This is a genomic window from Streptomyces sp. BF23-19, assembly GCF_041106355.1.
Classification (GTDB): domain Bacteria; phylum Actinomycetota; class Actinomycetes; order Streptomycetales; family Streptomycetaceae; genus Streptomyces; species Streptomyces virginiae_A.
The window spans coordinates 127,996-141,450 of the sequence record NZ_JBGBPT010000011.1 but is presented as its reverse complement, the minus strand read 5'-3'; the positions used below and the strand labels follow the sequence as shown (position 1 = coordinate 141,450).

The window sequence follows — 13,455 nt, the reverse complement described above, 5'->3', positions numbered from 1 at the left end:
CGGCGCCGACGACGGCGACGCGCTTCTTGGTCCGGGTCGGGGACAGCACGAGCTCGGTCTCGTGGCAGGCGCGCGGGACGCCCGTACGGTCGCCAGCGCGCCCAGGCCCCGCGCGTGGTCCACCCGGGGCTCGCGGGCCAGCCCGGAGTCCACCACCACGCGCACCCCGGGGACGGTCAGGCTCGACTCGGCCACGGCGGTGGACAGGATCACCCGGCGGTGATCGGCGACGGAGAGCGCCGCGTCCTGCGCCGCCGCCGGGGCCCGGCCGTGGATCTGCAGCACCTCGGCGTCCACGCCGCCCAGCTGCCCGGCGACCCGGGCGATCTCACCGACGCCGGGCAGGAAGCACAGGACGTCGCCGTCGCGTTCCGCCAGCGCCCGCCGCACCACCGAGGCCACGTGCGTCAGCTGCGCCGGATCCACCCGCATGCCGTGCGGGGGCCGCACCGGCCGGGCCGGCGGGGCCCAGACCGTCTCCACCGGGTACGAGACCCCCGCGGCCTCTACCACCGGCGCGCCGCCCAGCACCCTGGCCCAGCCGGCGGAGTCCGTCGTCGCCGAGGCCGCCACCAGCTTCAGCTCCGGGCGCAGGGTCTCGCGTACGTCGAGGAGGAAGGCGGCGACCGTGTCGGCGTCCAGGTGCCGCTCGTGGCACTCGTCCAGGATCACCACGTCCGCCCCGGTCAGTTCCTGGTCGCGCTGGAGGCGCTGGAGCAGTACCCCGGTGGTCACCACCTCGACGACGGTGTCCGGGCCGACCACCCGTTCCCCGCGCACGGTGAAGCCCACCGCCCCGCCGACCTGCTCGCCCAGCAGCCACGCCATCCGGCGCGCCGCGGCCCGGGCGGCGATCCGCCGGGGCTCGGCGACGACCACCCGGCGCCGCGGACCGCCGCCCACCAGGCCGGCCAGGACCAGCGGCACCAGCGTGGTCTTGCCGGTGCCGGGCGGGGCGCAGAGCACGGCCGTGCCGTGGTCGTCCAGCGCCGAGACCAGCGCGGGCACGGCCTCCCGTACGGGCAGGGCGTCGAGGGCGGCGGTACGGATCACGTCAGTCGCGCTCGCAGACGAAGATCGCGGTGCCCGGGATCAGGTTTCCGCGCAGCGGGGACCAGCCGCCCCACTCCTGGCTGTTCCACTCCGGCCACTCGGGTTCGACCAGGTCGAGCAGGCGGAAGCCGCCCGCCACCACGTCGCGGACCCGGTCGCCGATGGTGCGGTGGTGCTCCACATAAACGGCGCGGCCCCGCTCGTCCTGTTCCACGTACGCGGTGCGGTCGAAGTAGGAGGCGGCGACGGACAGCCCCTCGGGTCCGGGCTCGTCCGGGAAGGCCCAGCGGACGGGGTGGGTCACGGAGAAGACCCAGCGGCCGCCGGGGCGCAGGACGCGGTGCACCTCGCGCATGACGTTGACGGGATCGGCGACGAAGGGGACGGCGCCGTAGGCGGAACAGGCCAGGTCGAAGGAGCCGGCGCGGAAGGGCAGCTTCCCGGCGTCCGCCTCGACCAGCGGGAGGTCGTCGCCGATGCGCAGGGCGTGCTGGAGCTGGCGGTGGGAGAGGTCGAGGGCGACCGGGCGGGCGCCCTGGGCGGCCAGCCAGCGCGAGCACTGGGCGGCGCCGGCGCCGATCTCCAGGATGTCCTTGTCCCGGAGGGAGGCGGCGGGGCCGAGAAGGGCCGCCTCCGCCTCGTCCAGTCCCTCGGGTCCCCAGACGAAGCGGTCGTCGCCGAGGAAGGCGCCGTGGTCGTTCTGGTACTCGTCGGCGTTGCGGTCCCACCAGCTGCGGCTCGCCCGACTGCTCTCCGCTTCCCCCGCGTCACGCCGTGTGGCCTCGGGGTCTTCCGCCGATACCGGATCGGCTTCGGACGCTACTTCGGAGGCGTAGTCCTCTTGGTTCATGGGGCCCGTCGTCGTAGTCTGCGAATGTCTTCTGAATGTGGCAGGAAGCGCCAGGAACGGCTTCCCGCCCATGAATTGTGCCGGTCTTGCGGCGATCCGCCCGGGGTGTGCGCCTTCGCGCATTGACCCTGTCCGGCTGCCCCCGTATGCTACAAGTTGCGCTGCGAGCCTGTGCTCCTCAGACCTAGCAGGCTGCGCTTGCATCTGTTGATGTCCCCTCGGTTCTCGAGGCCCCGCCGCTCTTCTGCGGATCGGGGGCCTCCTTGGCTGTCCGGTCTTCGGTGGATGCCGATAAGGGCTCCCGGCGTAGCAGTACCTACGACTTTCTGTCCGTAACCGGAGCCCTTTCCCACATGACGAGCAGCACCGAGACCACCGCCACCACTCCGCAGGTTGCGGTCAACGACATCGGCGACGCGGACGCGTTCCTCGCGGCGATCGACGAGACGATCAAGTACTTCAACGATGGCGACATCGTCGACGGCGTCATCGTCAAGGTTGACCGGGACGAGGTTCTCCTCGACATCGGTTACAAGACCGAAGGCGTGATCCCCAGCCGCGAGCTCTCGATCAAGCACGACGTCGACCCGAACGAGGTCGTCAAGGTCGGCGACGAGATCGAGGCCCTGGTTCTCCAGAAGGAGGACAAGGAAGGCCGCCTGATCCTCTCGAAGAAGCGCGCTCAGTACGAGCGTGCCTGGGGCACCATCGAGAAGATCAAGGAAGAAGACGGCATCGTCACCGGTACCGTCATCGAGGTCGTCAAGGGTGGTCTCATCCTGGACATCGGCCTCCGCGGCTTCCTGCCGGCCTCTCTCGTCGAGATGCGCCGCGTCCGCGACCTCCAGCCCTACGTGGGCAAGGAGCTCGAGGCGAAGATCATCGAGCTGGACAAGAACCGCAACAACGTGGTCCTGTCCCGCCGCGCCTGGCTCGAGCAGACCCAGTCCGAGGTTCGCCAGACGTTCCTCACCACCCTGCAGAAGGGTCAGGTCCGCTCCGGCGTCGTCTCCTCGATCGTCAACTTCGGTGCCTTCGTGGACCTGGGTGGCGTCGACGGTCTCGTGCACGTCTCCGAGCTGTCCTGGAAGCACATCGACCACCCGTCCGAGGTCGTCGAGGTCGGTCAGGAAGTCACCGTCGAGGTTCTCGACGTGGACATGGACCGCGAGCGTGTCTCCCTGTCGCTGAAGGCGACGCAGGAGGACCCGTGGCAGCAGTTCGCCCGGACCCACCAGATCGGTCAGGTCGTCCCGGGTAAGGTCACCAAGCTGGTTCCGTTCGGTGCGTTCGTCCGCGTGGACGAGGGCATCGAGGGTCTGGTCCACATCTCCGAGCTGGCCGAGCGCCACGTGGAGATCCCGGAGCAGGTCGTCCAGGTCAACGACGAGATCTTCGTCAAGGTCATCGACATCGACCTCGAGCGTCGCCGGATCTCGCTGTCGCTGAAGCAGGCCAACGAGTCCTTCGGTGCCGACCCGGCGTCGGTCGAGTTCGACCCGACCCTGTACGGCATGGCCGCGTCCTACGACGACCAGGGCAACTACATCTACCCCGAGGGCTTCGACCCCGAGACCAACGACTGGCTCGAGGGCTTCGACAAGCAGCGCGAGGCCTGGGAGACCCAGTACGCCGAGGCGCAGCAGCGCTTCGAGCAGCACCAGGCTCAGGTCATCAAGAGCCGCGAGGCCGACGAGGCCGCTGCTGCCGAGGGTGCTGCCGCCCCGGCCGCCGGTGGCAACGCCGGTGCGGGCATCTCGGGTGGTTCGTACTCCTCGGAGTCGGACGAGACCTCCGGCGCCCTGGCGTCGGACGAGGCCCTGGCCGCGCTCCGCGAGAAGCTGGCCGGCGGCCAGAGCTGATCGCAGCGCGCATCACACTCCGGTGTGAGCCGAGCTGAACTGCGTTGAACGGTAAGGCCCGTCCCCTTCGGGGGGCGGGCCTTACCGCGTTCCACCCGCCCGGTCCGCCCCGAGTGATCCGTTGCGTTCCTGTGAATGCGGCCAACTGGGGAATGGCCGCGCCGCCTTGGACGTTCTTGGCTGAGAACGAGGCGAGGAGGAGTGGTGACGGTGCTTGATCCACAGGGTTTGTACGAATGGGATGCCAAGGGCCTGGCGGTGGCCGACCTGGCGGTTGCCCAGGACTCGGCCGGGCTGGTCATGCTGTACCACTTCGAGGGGTACATCGACGCGGGTGAGGCCGGCGAGCAGATCGTCGAGCGGCTCCTGGACACCCTGCCCCACCAGGTGGTCGCCCGCTTCGACGCGGACCGGCTGATCGACTACCGGGCCCGGCGCCCGCTGCTGACCTTCCAGCGCGACCGCTGGACGGAGTTCGAGGAGCCCCGGCTGGAGGTCCGGCTCGTCCAGGACGCCACCGGAGCGCCCTTCCTGCTGCTGTCCGGCCCGGAGCCGGACGTGGAATGGGAGCGCTTCTCCGTCGCCGTCCGGCAGATCGTCGAGCGCCTCGGCGTCCGGCTCTCGGTCAACTTCCACGGCATCCCGATGGGCGTCCCGCACACCCGTCCCGTGGGCATCACCCCGCACGGCAACCGCACCGACCTCATGCCGGGCCACCGCAGCCCCTTCGACGAGGCCCAGGTGCCGGGCAGCGCGGAGTCCCTGGTGGAGTTCCGCCTGGCCCAGGCCGGGCACGACGTGCTGGGCGTCGCCGCGCACGTACCGCACTACGTCGCGCGCTCCGCGTACCCGGACGCCGCGCTGACGGTGCTGGAGGCGATCACCGCGGCCACCGGGCTGGTCCTGCCGGCCGTGGCGCACGCCCTGCGCACCGAGGCGCACCGCACGCAGACGGAGATCGACCGGCAGATCCGGGAGGGCGACGAGGAGCTGGTCTCCCTGGTGCAGGGGCTGGAGCACCAGTACGACGCGGCCGCCGGGGCCGAGACCCGCGGGAACATGATCGCCGAGCCGGCGGAGCTGCCGTCGGCGGACGAGATCGGCCGCGAGTTCGAGCGGTTCCTGGCCGAGCGCGAGGGCGAGAACTGATGTACGGGCGGGGCCCCCTATGCTGCGGGGCATGCTGAAAGTAGGCCTGACGGGCGGAATCGGTGCCGGCAAGAGCGAGGTCTCGCGACTGCTGGCGGGGTACGGGGCGATCGTCGTCGACGCCGATCGGATCGCGCGCGAGGTCGTGGAGCCCGGCACACCGGGGCTCGCGGCCGTCGTGGCGGCCTTCGGGGAGTCGGTGCTGACCGCGGAGGGGACGCTGGACCGGCCGAAGCTGGGGTCCATCGTGTTCGCGGACCCGGCGAAGCTCCGGACACTGAACTCGATCGTGCACCCGCTGGTGGGGGCCCGGTCGGCGGAGCTGGAAGCCGCCGCCGAGGCCGACGCGATCGTGGTGCACGACGTACCGCTGCTCACGGAGAACGGCCTGGCGCCGCTCTACGACCTGGTCGTCGTGGTCGACGCGACACCGCGGACACAGCTGGCCCGGCTGACCGCGCTGCGCGGGATGGCCGAGGAGGAGGCGCGGGCCCGGATGGCCACGCAGGCCACCCGGGAGCAGCGGCTCGCGGTGGCGACCCTCGTGATCGACAACGACGGTCCGCTGGAGGCGCTGGAACCGCAGGTGCGCAAGGTGTGGGACGAGCTCATGGCGCGGGCGGCGGGCGGGCGGCCTGACGGGCTCGGCTGACGTGTGCATGGAATAGCGGGTGGGGCGGGGGCGTTGAACGCGCCCGAAGAGGGAAGGATTTCGAACGTGTCCGAGACCGCACGCCCCACACCGTCCAGCCCGGAAACCCACGTCATCGACTACCGGGCCGCCGAGCAGCTGCTCGCCGCCCGCGACCCGCGCGGCGCGGTCAAGCTGCTCGACTCGGTCATAGCCGCGCACCCGGAGAACACGGCGGCGCGGCTGCTGCGCGCCCGGGCCTTCTTCGCGGCGGCGCAACTACGACCGGCCGAGCTGGAGTTCGAGCTGGTGCTGGAGCGGGAGCCGGACAACGCCTTCGCGCACTTCGCGCTGGCCCGTACGTTCGAGCGCTCGGGCCGGCCCGAGCAGGCGCGCAGGCACTTCCGGCTCGCCGCGGCCCTCGACCCGCGGCCCGAGTACCTGTCGGCGGCCCGCTTCGAGGGCCCGGCCGCGGAGGGCCCGGCCGCGGAGGGCCAGGCCGGAGCCGACCCCGCATGACGCACCGGCCGCGGGTCCTCACGACCGCAGGGCCTCACCGGCCGCGGGGTGGCTCGTACGGTGGGATGTCCGGGCCGGGCTGGTAGTGCGGCCCCTGGCGGATGTGGCGCACGATCATGAACAGGTCCACGGCCACGACCACCGCCAGCGCCCCGCAGGCGGCCGCCCAGCCGGGGCGGCCCGCCAGCGAGAACAAGGCCGTGCCGGCGGCAGCCCAGACCAGCCCCCAGACACCCAGCCAGAACCGCAGCCGCAGCGGACTGCGCGCGGTCACCGGCTCATTCCCGGAACGCATGGCCATCGCCTCTCCTGTCCATGGTCCCACCCCCTCCTGGTCAGGGGTTGAGCTTGTGCACGGCCTTGGTGGTCGTCTTCTTGAAGTCGGCGACCGGGGCGTGCGACAGGTCGCCCATCTGGCCCCACTGCACGACGGTCACGGCGGAGCCGTCGCGCCCGATCCCGAACAGGTGCACGCCGGGCTCCGACTCGGGGATCGAGGTGTGGACCCCGTAGACGTGCGCGCCCTCCTCGACGGGAAGCGTGCCGTAGTCCTGCCAGGAGGCGGTGCCGCCCGGGGTCGTGCGCAGCCAGTCGGCGGCACAGGCGGCGACCTTGCGCTCCAGGGTGCCTGCGAGCTCGGCCGCCGCGGAGGGCGAGGCGGACCGGACGGAGACCTGCACGGCGCCGGTGTCGTACTCGGTGCCGAAGATGCGGTGCCAGCTGCCGGCCGCCGGGAGCACGCCCTCCAGGCAGAACGGCGCGGTCTCGGGCAGCCCCTTGGTGACCGCGCCGGCGTACCAGGGTGAGCTGGGGTGCGGCGGAAGGTCGGCGCCGGCCAGGAAGCCGGGCGCGGTGGCGGCCGCGGCGGAGGTGGAAGCGGTCAGGACGAGGGCGGCCGCCGCCGCGACGAGCGCGGTGGTGAGCGTGGTGGCGGTGCCGGAACGTCGGAACATGGTCGGTTCTCCCCGTGAGTGCGGTGGTGGTGTGTGCCTGACGAGCCTGTTCCCCGAACGGCGTGGCGGGCGACGGATCGCGACGAATCCGGGACGCTGGAACGGCCGTACGCGCCGTCACCTGGGGGAACACCTCATGCATGGAACGCGGTCGCGGGACGCGGAACGGGGGAGAGCGTGAGCGAGGCCGAGCATTTCGCACGGTTGCTGCGGGAGCTGAAGGAGCGTGCCGGGCTCAGTTACGGGGCCTTGGCGCGCCGGTTGCACACGAGTACGTCGACGCTGCACCGGTACTGCAACGGGGAGGCGCTGCCGGCGGAGTTCGCGGTGGTGGACCGCTTCGCCCGGGCCTGCGGGGCGACGCAGGGGGAGGCGGTGGACCTGCACCGGGCGTGGCTGCTGGCGGACGCGCGGCGGCGCGCCGGAACCGCGGCGCAGCCGGTGCCCGTGCCGGTGCCGGTGGCGGAGCCCGTACCCGTACCGGAGCCGGAGCCGGAGCCGGAGCCGGAGCCTGTGGCCGAGCCGGAGCCGGAGCCTGTGGCCGAGCCGGAGCCGGAGCCGACCGTGGTGGTGGCGCCGGAGCCCGTGCCGGAGCCGGTGGCCCGGGGGGCCTGGTACCGGCGGCGGGCGGCCGTGGTCGCCGCCGCGGGCGTGACGGCCGGGGCGGTGGCCGTGGCACTGCTGGCGGCGGCCGGCCCCGAGCGGGGTGCGCCGCACGCCGGTGGACGTACGGATACCGGGAAGGGGGCGAGCGCGGGGACGAGTGCGCCGGTGTCCCCGGGGGCGGGGTCCGCCTCGGCACCGGCGGCGACGGACGTACCGGAACCGACATCGTCGGCAGGGTCGGCAGGGTCGTCAGGGTCGTCAGGGCCGACCGGGGCGACGGCCCCGGCGCCCGGCCGGACCTCCGTCTCACCGTCGGCCCCGGGCCGGGCGCCGGCCGTGCCCCTGAAGGCGGCGGTGCGGTCGCACGTGTGGACCGCGGGCTGTGATCACGCCTACCTGAGCGAGCGCGCTCCCGGATCGGTGTCCCCGCCGCCCGTGGAGGCCGACGCGCCCGCCTGGGCGTCGGCGCAGGGCGCCGTGCACGCCGGCTCGCAGATCGTGGAGGTGACCCTGCACGGCACGGGCGAGGGCGCCGTGGTCCTGGAGGACCTGGAGGTACGGGTGGCCGCCCGTCGCAAGCCGCCGGCCTGGAACGTCTACCAGATGTCGCAGGGCTGCGGCGGCGGGCTCACCCCTGCCGCGTTCGCCGTCGATCTGGACGCGCCGCGCCCGTTGGCCCGGCCCGTCGCCGGGAACGACGGCGGCGATCCGCTGCCCGCTCCCGCCTTCCCCCTGCGCGTCTCGGCGTCCGAGCCGGTCGTCCTGCGGGTGGAGGCCGCCACCACGGGATGTGACTGCGACTGGTCCCTCGACCTCCGGTGGACCGGCCCGTCCGGGTCGGGCACCCTCCGCATCGACGACGGCGGGCGGCCGCTGCGCACCAGCGCAGCCACCGGTCGGCCGGTGTACGGGTACGCGCTGGAGCAGGGCCGCTGGGCCCGCTGAACCGCAGGTCAGAGGCCGTTGTCGGTGGTGACGCCTAGACTCGTCGGCAGAGGGGACCGGCAGATTCGCCAGACCGTCGACGGCGAGACGGGGAGACGGGGAGGGGGACAGCCATGACACAGCAGGCCCAGGCCCAGGCCCAGGCCCAGGCGCAGGCCCGGGCGCAGGCGCAGGCGCCGCCGCAGCGCCCGTTGCCGCCGCAGGCCACCGCGCTGCTGCGGCACGCCGCGGTCTTCCTGCCCGCCGCGGTCCCCCGCGAGGGGCGGGTCGCCTTCTGGGCGCCCGACGGGGACGCCCTGCCCGAGGCGGGCACGCCGGTACCGCTCACCGTCGTACGTCCGCACGGCGACGGGGTCCGCAGCCGGACCGTGCCCGCGGTGACCTTCTCCGTCGCCTCCGCCCTGCCCCTGCTCGCGCGGGCGCCCCACAGCCCCGCCGCGCACCCCGCCACCCGCGCCTGGGGAACCGCCGCCAGGCAGGCGCTCACCCTCGCCGCCCGTGGTCGGCTCCTGCCCGGACTCACCCCCGAAGGCGTCGACGCCTGGCGGGCCGGACCGCTCGACGCCGCCGACATCGACCACCTCCGCGCGGTCGCCGCCGCGCTGCCGCACGAGGGGTACGCGACGCCGCTCGCCGGCCGCCGCCCGCTCCAACTGCCCGAACCGGAGGCACTGGTCCGCGCGTTCCTCGACGCCGTCGCCGACGGCCTGCCCCGCACCCCGGCCGCGGCCGTGGCCGCCGGGCGACCGTTCGCGGCGCGGGAGCCGCAGCTGGTGCCCGGGATACAGGACTGGGCCGCGCAGGTCGCGGCCGGCTCCGACACCGGCGTCGGGATCTCGCTCCGGCTGGACCTGTCCTCCTTCCGGCTCTTCGACGAGGCCGAGGAGGACGACATCCGGCGGGCCGGGGCCGCCGTCGTCCAGGTGCACAGCCTCGCCGACCCGACCCTGGTCACCGATGCCGGGCAGCTGTGGGCGGGCACGGCGGCGGCCGGGTTCGGCCCGCGCGCCAGGATCGACGCCGTGCTCGCGCTGCGCCGGGCCGCTCGGGTCTGGCCGCCGCTGCTGCGCCTGCTGGACCAGCCCGTGCCCGATGCCCTGGCCCTGTCCGACCCGGAGCTGGATGACCTGCTGGGGGTGGCCGCGACCCGACTGGCGGCCGCCGGGGTCCTGGTCCACTGGCCGCGCGAGCTGGCTCGTACGCTGTCGGCGACCGCCGTCGTCCGGTCCACCGCGCCGGGTTCGGCGACCGACGGGACGGCCTTCTTCGACGCCGAGCACCTCTTCGCCTTCTCGTGGGAGCTGGCGCTGGGCGGCGACCGGCTCACCCCGGGGGAGATGGACGCGCTGGCCCAGGCGCACCGGCCGGTCGTCCGGCTGCGCGACCGGTGGGTGCGGGTCGACCCGGAACTGGTGCGCAAGGCGCGCAAGCGGGAGCTGGGCGTCCTGGACCCGGTCGACGCGCTGGCCACCGTACTGACGGGGACCGCCGAGATCGACGGCACGACGGTCGAGGCGGTGCCGGTGGGCGCGCTGGCCGCCCTGCGGGACCGGCTGACGCGGGAGCAGGACCCGCTGCCGCAGCCCCCCGCCCTCAAGGCCACCCTGCGCGACTACCAGGCGCGCGGCCTGGCCTGGCTGGACCTGATGACCTCGCTCGGTCTCGGTGGCTGCCTCGCCGACGACATGGGCCTCGGCAAGACCGTCACGCTGATCGCGCTGCACCTGCACCGGGACCGGCCGGAGCCCACCCTCGTGGTGTGCCCCGCGTCCCTCCTCGGCAACTGGCAGCGGGAGATCGAGAAGTTCGCCCCCGGCACGCCCGTGCGCCGCTTCCACGGCAACGGCCGCAGCACCGAGGACCTGACGTCCTGCGCGGGCGGGTTCGTCCTCACCACGTACGGGACGATGCGCGCCAGCGCCGCCCTGCTCGCCGAACAGAGCTGGGGCATGGTCGTCGCCGATGAGGCGCAGCACGTCAAGAACCCGCATTCGGCGACCGCGAAGGCGCTGCGCACGGTGCCGGCGCCGGCCCGGGTGGCGCTGACCGGCACCCCGGTGGAGAACAACCTCTCCGAGCTGTGGGCGCTGCTCGACTGGACCACGCCGGGGCTGCTGGGCCCGCTCACCGCCTTCCGGGCCCGCCACGCCCGCCCGGTGGAGCACCAGAACGAGGAGGACGGGGGCAACGAGGCGGCGGTCGCCCGACTGTCCGCGCTCGTCCGGCCGTTCCTGCTGCGCCGCAAGAAGTCCGACCCCGGGATCGCGCCCGAGCTGCCGCCGAAGACGGAGACCGACCATCCGGTCTCCCTCACCCGGGAGCAGGCCTCGCTCTACCGGGCGGCGGTGGACGAGGCGATGGCCGTGATCGAGTCGAGCGAGGGCATGGAACGGCGCGGCATGATCATGAAGTTGCTGGCCTCGCTCAAGCAGATCTGCAACCACCCCGCGCAGTACCTGAAGGAGGAGCAGCCCCGGATCCCGCACCGCTCGGGCAAACTCGCCCTGCTGGACGAGCTGCTGGACACGATCCTGGCGGAGGGCGGTTCGGTCCTCGTCTTCACCCAGTACGTGACGATGGCCCGCCTGATCGAACGGCACCTGCAGGCCCGCGGGATCAGTTCGCAACTGCTGCACGGAGGGACGCCGGTCCCGCGTCGTGAGGAGCTCGTCGACCGGTTCCAGGCGGGCGAGGTCCCCGTCTTCCTGCTGTCCCTGAAGGCCGCGGGCACCGGGCTGAACCTCACCCGGGCGGGCCATGTCATCCACTTCGACCGCTGGTGGAACCCGGCCGTCGAGGAACAGGCCACCGACCGCGCCTACCGCATCGGCCAGACCCAACCCGTCCAGGTCCACCGGATCATCGCCGAAGGCACCGTCGAGGACCGGATCGCCGAGATGCTGGAGGCGAAGCGGGCCCTGGCGGACGCCGTCCTGGGCTCCGGGGAGTCGGCGCTGACCGAGCTGACCGACCGCGAGCTGGCCGACCTCGTCTCCCTGCGGAGGCCCGGATGATCACCGCGCGGGACGACCGCCGCCGCACCTTCGAGACCGTGCCCGCCGGGGCCGAGGCGGTGAGCTGGTGGGGCCGGGCCTGGGTGTCGGCGCTGGAGGAGGTCTCCCACGACGCGGCCCGCCTGGCCCGGGGGCGTACGTACGCGGACGCGGGACACGTCAGCGCGGTCACCGTCACCCCCGGCCGGATCGTGGCGTACGTCCGGGGCAGCCGGCCCCGCCCGTACCGCACCGAGCTGACCCTGCCCGCCTTCGCCGACCCCGAGTGGAACGACCTGCTGGAGACGGTCGCGGCCGACCCCGCGGCGCTCGCCGCCCTGCTGGAGCGGGAGGTCCCGCAGTCGCTCGCGGGAGCCGTCCTGCCCGGCGCGGGCGAACTCGTCCCGCACTGCTCCTGCCCGGACTTCGGGCGTCCGCCGTGCAAGCACGCGGCGGCCCTCTGCTACCGGACGGCCCGCCTCCTGGACGAGGACCCCTTCGTCCTGCTGCTCCTGCGCGGCCGCGGCGAGCGGGAACTGCTCGACGAGCTCACCCGCCGCAACGCCGCCCACGCCGCGCGCGAACAGCCGGACGCGGCGCCCGGCTTCCCCGGCGTTCCGGCCCGGGCGGCGCTCGCCCGTGGCGGCCTGCCGCTGCTGCCCGCGCCGCTCCCCGTGCCCGCCGCCGTGGGCCTTCCGCCCGCCTACCCGGCCGACCCGGCGGCGCCGGACCCGCTGGCCCTGGACCAGCTCGCCTCCGACGCGGCCGCCCGAGCCCTGGCCCTCCTCACCACCGGCGAGGATCCGATCGCCGGGCTCACCGTGTGGCAGGACGCCGTCCGGCTGGCGTCCGCGCATCCCACGGCGGGCCTGACCGGCGCGGCCCGCACCCTGTACCGGGAGTTGGCCCGCGCCACCGGCCGCACCACCACCGATCTCGCCCGGGCCGCCGCGGCCTGGCGCCAGGGCGGGCGCCCGGCCCTCGATGCCCTCGAAGAGCCCTGGGATCCGCCGGCGGGACCCTTCGACCGGGCCCGCCCGGCCCTGCTCGCCGCCGGCCAGGGCTCCTTCCGCCCCGACCGCAACCGCCTGACGATCCGCACCCGCCAGCTCCGCCTCGGGCGCGAGGGCCTCTGGTACTGCTACGAGGACCGCCACGGCGACCAGGACTGGTGGCCCGTGGGCCGCCCCTCCCCGGACCCGGTCAGCGCTCTGCTGGGCTGATGCCCTCCGCCCAGCGGGTCAGGGTGGCGAAGTCGCGGTCGCGGAGGCCGTGGCGCGGGTGGATGCGCAGCAGGAGGGCCGGGGCCGGATGGTGTTCGGCGACCCAGGCGCGGTCGCGCGGGGTGATCATGTCGTCGACCCAGGCGAAGGGCCGGCCGGCCGCCCAGTCGCGGAGGTGGCGGGTCTTCCAGGAGAGGCCGTCGGGGTCGTCGGCGAAGAGTTCGGGCCACTCGACGACGGTGAGGTCACCCGGCAGCCCGATGTGCGGGGAGATCATCGTGTTGGCCTGGTGCGTCCAGGCGGTGGCCCAGGTGAGCTCGAAGGGTAGGGCCAGCAGCCGGGCTCCGTGGGAGGGGTGGAGACGCACGCGGGCGCCGCGCCGGGCCTTGCGGGACGCCGGATCGCGGTAGGAGAGCCAGACGTCGGGCCACATCCGGTGGCTCCGGTATCCGCGCAACCCGGCCAGGGCGGAGCGGAACGGGTTGAGGGGGCCGTCCACATCGAGGAGGAGCAGCGGGCGATCGGTCATGAAGTACCCAGTACCCAGTACACGATTGAGTGAAATGCTTACCGTCTCTATAACCCGAATGGGGTCGGAGCGTTGTTTCCGGTGCGGGGACATTACCCGCGAACTTCTCCGGAAGGCAGGGAAACTGATGCGTCACAGTCGT

General features: G+C 73.7%; 12 protein-coding genes. 7 read left to right on the top strand and 5 right to left on the bottom strand.

The features are described 5' to 3' along the window. Both AB8A24_RS09505 and AB8A24_RS09500 read right to left on the bottom strand, forming a co-directional pair. A partial coding sequence (locus tag AB8A24_RS09505; protein ID WP_369475331.1) for a DEAD/DEAH box helicase occupies nucleotides 1-1,053 on the bottom strand: 1,053 nt, incomplete at its 3' end. A gap of 1 nt (nucleotide 1,054) precedes the next feature. After that, nucleotides 1,055-1,903 (bottom strand): class I SAM-dependent methyltransferase, encoded by an 849-nt coding sequence (locus AB8A24_RS09500; RefSeq protein ID WP_266390318.1) that lies wholly within the window; start codon nucleotides 1,901-1,903, stop codon nucleotides 1,055-1,057. A 353-nt stretch (nucleotides 1,904-2,256) separates the two neighbouring features. Here AB8A24_RS09500 and rpsA point away from each other — a divergent pair, with 353 nt between their 5' ends. From rpsA to AB8A24_RS09480, 4 genes are all read left to right on the top strand, one after another. Beyond that, nucleotides 2,257-3,765, top strand: coding sequence for a 30S ribosomal protein S1 (rpsA, locus tag AB8A24_RS09495; RefSeq protein ID WP_033222162.1), 1,509 nt, complete (start codon nucleotides 2,257-2,259; stop codon nucleotides 3,763-3,765). A 210-nt stretch (nucleotides 3,766-3,975) separates the two neighbouring features. Continuing rightward, nucleotides 3,976-4,914, top strand: coding sequence for a PAC2 family protein (locus tag AB8A24_RS09490; protein WP_328963768.1), 939 nt, complete (start codon nucleotides 3,976-3,978; stop codon nucleotides 4,912-4,914). A 31-nt stretch (nucleotides 4,915-4,945) separates the two neighbouring features. Next, nucleotides 4,946-5,566, top strand: a complete 621-nt coding sequence (gene coaE / locus AB8A24_RS09485; protein ID WP_369475330.1) for a dephospho-CoA kinase — start codon at nucleotides 4,946-4,948, stop codon at nucleotides 5,564-5,566. 66 nt (nucleotides 5,567-5,632) lie between these two features. Next, the gene (locus AB8A24_RS09480; protein ID WP_369475329.1) at nucleotides 5,633-6,064 is read left to right on the top strand and encodes a tetratricopeptide repeat protein; all 432 of its coding nucleotides are present in this window, start codon (nucleotides 5,633-5,635) and stop codon (nucleotides 6,062-6,064) included. A 34-nt stretch (nucleotides 6,065-6,098) separates the two neighbouring features. Here the strand turns inward: AB8A24_RS09480 and AB8A24_RS09475 are convergent, their stop codons facing one another. After that, nucleotides 6,099-6,359: a DUF6343 family protein gene (locus AB8A24_RS09475; protein ID WP_328963771.1), complete on the bottom strand. Its 261-nt coding sequence runs from the start codon at nucleotides 6,357-6,359 to the stop codon at nucleotides 6,099-6,101. Between the two features lie 40 nt (nucleotides 6,360-6,399). Continuing rightward, the gene (locus tag AB8A24_RS09470; protein WP_328963772.1) at nucleotides 6,400-7,017 is read right to left on the bottom strand and encodes a hypothetical protein; all 618 of its coding nucleotides are present in this window, start codon (nucleotides 7,015-7,017) and stop codon (nucleotides 6,400-6,402) included. Nucleotides 7,018-7,194: 177 nt separating this feature from the next. Here AB8A24_RS09470 and AB8A24_RS09465 point away from each other — a divergent pair, with 177 nt between their 5' ends. The 3 genes from AB8A24_RS09465 (at nucleotide 7,195) to AB8A24_RS09455 (ending at nucleotide 12,784) form a co-directional block, all read left to right on the top strand. Beyond that, nucleotides 7,195-8,568: a helix-turn-helix domain-containing protein gene (locus AB8A24_RS09465; protein ID WP_369475328.1), complete on the top strand. Its 1,374-nt coding sequence runs from the start codon at nucleotides 7,195-7,197 to the stop codon at nucleotides 8,566-8,568. Between the two features lie 113 nt (nucleotides 8,569-8,681). After that, the gene (locus tag AB8A24_RS09460; RefSeq protein ID WP_369475327.1) at nucleotides 8,682-11,582 is read left to right on the top strand and encodes an SNF2-related protein; all 2,901 of its coding nucleotides are present in this window, start codon (nucleotides 8,682-8,684) and stop codon (nucleotides 11,580-11,582) included. Continuing rightward, a complete protein-coding gene (locus AB8A24_RS09455) occupies nucleotides 11,579-12,784 on the top strand; it encodes an SWIM zinc finger family protein (protein ID WP_328963775.1) in 1,206 nt (401 codons plus the stop codon). The genes AB8A24_RS09460 and AB8A24_RS09455 overlap by 4 nt, the downstream gene beginning before the upstream one ends. On the opposite strand, the gene AB8A24_RS09450 is transcribed toward AB8A24_RS09455, so the two are convergent. After that, on the bottom strand, nucleotides 12,765-13,313 hold the full coding sequence (locus AB8A24_RS09450) for a hypothetical protein (RefSeq protein ID WP_328963776.1): 549 nt from the start codon (nucleotides 13,311-13,313) through the stop codon (nucleotides 12,765-12,767). The genes AB8A24_RS09455 and AB8A24_RS09450 overlap by 20 nt on opposite strands. Nucleotides 13,314-13,455 lie beyond the last annotated feature (142 nt).